Below are 2,201 nucleotides of genomic sequence, written 5' to 3'. Positions count from 1 at the left end.
ATCTTACAAGAACAGCTACAAATAGAGCAAGAACTAGCAGAAATTGATTTAGCTGAAGATAAATTTATCGATTTAATATCTACATCCTTAAATAAATATCATGTTCTTGTCAGTCGGTGGTTTCAAAATATTTTTGAGCCAGAATGGTTGGATTTTTCTACATTAACAAATTTAGCGAACACTTATGGTGGGATGCAGCCCATCGCTACCCGCAGCAATAATAACTCTCCACTGCCACCAAACCGCGATGAAATTACCGCAACCATAGAGCAACTATCATCTGTTAATAACGAAACGCAAAGACAACTAGCAGCTAAACGCTTAGGAGAAATTGCTGTTGGTAATAGTGATGCAATTCAAGCCTTAGTAAATTTATTACGAAGTACTTCCGATGATAAAACTCTCTGGATAGCTGTAGAGAGTTTAAGAAAACTTGATCCAGAAAACCCTGTTGCTGGTGTTAGGAGAGTAAAGCTAATTGATTTAGGGATGGAGATTGCAGGTAAATCTGTAGCTTTGGCTGTGGCATTTTTACAAAAGGTAGATGGTGATGTTGGCGTATTCATGCAAATCTACCCTACAGCAAATGATAATTATTTACCAGCAGATTTAAAGTTAATATTACTAGCTGATTCTGGAGAAATCTTGCGAGAAATTACAGCTAGACGTGCAGATATTTATCTCCAACTCAAATTTAGCTGCGAAATGGGTGAAAACTTTACTGTACAAGTAGCTTTAGGTAATTCCACTTTTAGCGAAGATTTTATAATTTAGTTTAATAAAATAATGTAGGTTATGGATTTAGCAACAAAAATATTTTATATAAATTGCCAAATTTATACCTACATTCAAATATTTTAAATTATAGTATTAGCAATGATTTTTAATTTTTCCGGTCAAAATCTTCAGTGTCAAGACTTTAGTGGGCAAAACCTGACAGGTGCAGACTTTAGCAACTCTGACATTCGCGGTGCCAATTTTACCAATGCTATTCTCACGAATACCAATTTCCAAAATGCCAAAGGTGGATTACCGAGAAATCGGCTATTGGGAATAGTTTCTTTAATTTTATTAATAACTCTCATCTTGGGATTAGTTGCAGGATTTGCACCAGTCTTTACTGGGTATTTACTTTTTCCTTACTCCATTAGTCCAGATAACTATTTTGCAGCTATTGTAGTCTTCAGTATTTTTATAGTTTTTGCTGTTACTACTGTTTACAAGGATTTGATAACGGCATTTTTTGCGGTTTCTGTTACGGCTGTAATTTGCGGTCTTGTGCTAGGAACTATGACAGGTAAAATTGCAGGTATTCCCGCCGGAATTGTGGCAATTACCGTCACGACATTAATTGTTTACACCATGTTAGTAATGATGGCGTTCCTGGTGACAGTAGTTGAACAGGTGGCTGGAATAAAAATAGCAATTTTTAGTCTGTTTTTAATATTTATAAGTAGTATTATTGGCAGTATAATTGCTACTATAATTAGCGTGATAGTGGCTGAAGTATTTACAGGAATTAATAAAATTTCTCCTATAAAAGCTCAAGCTGTCAAAGAAGCTGCGATCGCTGCTTCAGTTGGTAGTGTTGTTGTAATATTATTCGTGAGTTATATCTGTTGGCGAGTCAGTGCTGGGGATGAAAAGTTTATCTGGATAGGAAAACTAGCTATTGCTGTCTCTAGCATCGGCGGAACAAGCTTTCAACAAGCAGACTTAACTGGTGCTGAGTTTAGTTACGCCAAACTAAAAAATGTTAACTTTAGCAACGCCAAACTCATCCGTACTAATTTTCATTTAGCGAATTATCTTTGTTTAGCGAGAGTAGATAACACTATTTTAGTCAATCCAATAGTTCAAGATTTAGTTGTTACTAAAAGAGGTACTCATAAATCTTATATCGGCTGTAAACTCAAAGGTATCAATCTAGATGGTGCTGACCTGAGTTATGCTGATTTAAGCGAAGTGGATATGAGTCAATCTACTTTAGAATGTGCCAATTTAGAAGGTGCAAATCTGACTAAAACTCAAGCATTAGCTACGAATTTTTACCAAGCAAATTTAACAGCAGCTTGTTTAGAAGCCTGGAATATTGATAGTACAACTCAACTTGATGGAGTAATTTGTCAATATGTTTATCTTTTAAATAACCAACAAGAACGCCGTCCTAGTAGTGGAGAATTTGCTGCTGAAGAATTTAC

General features: G+C 35.4%; 2 protein-coding genes. Both read left to right on the top strand.

The window, feature by feature from the left end:
• Positions 1–774: DUF1822 family protein (locus ACWATR_RS39455; RefSeq protein WP_460345680.1), on the top strand; the 774-nt coding region annotated here is incomplete at its 5' end.
• Positions 775–876: 102 nt separating this feature from the next.
• A partial coding sequence (locus ACWATR_RS39450) for a pentapeptide repeat-containing protein (RefSeq protein ID WP_460345677.1) occupies positions 877–2,201 on the top strand: 1,325 nt, incomplete at its 3' end.

Source organism: Nostoc sp. UIC 10890 (assembly GCF_054786515.1).
The sequence above is the reverse complement of the archived record's forward strand: the minus strand, read 5'-3'. Positions and strand labels throughout refer to the sequence as shown.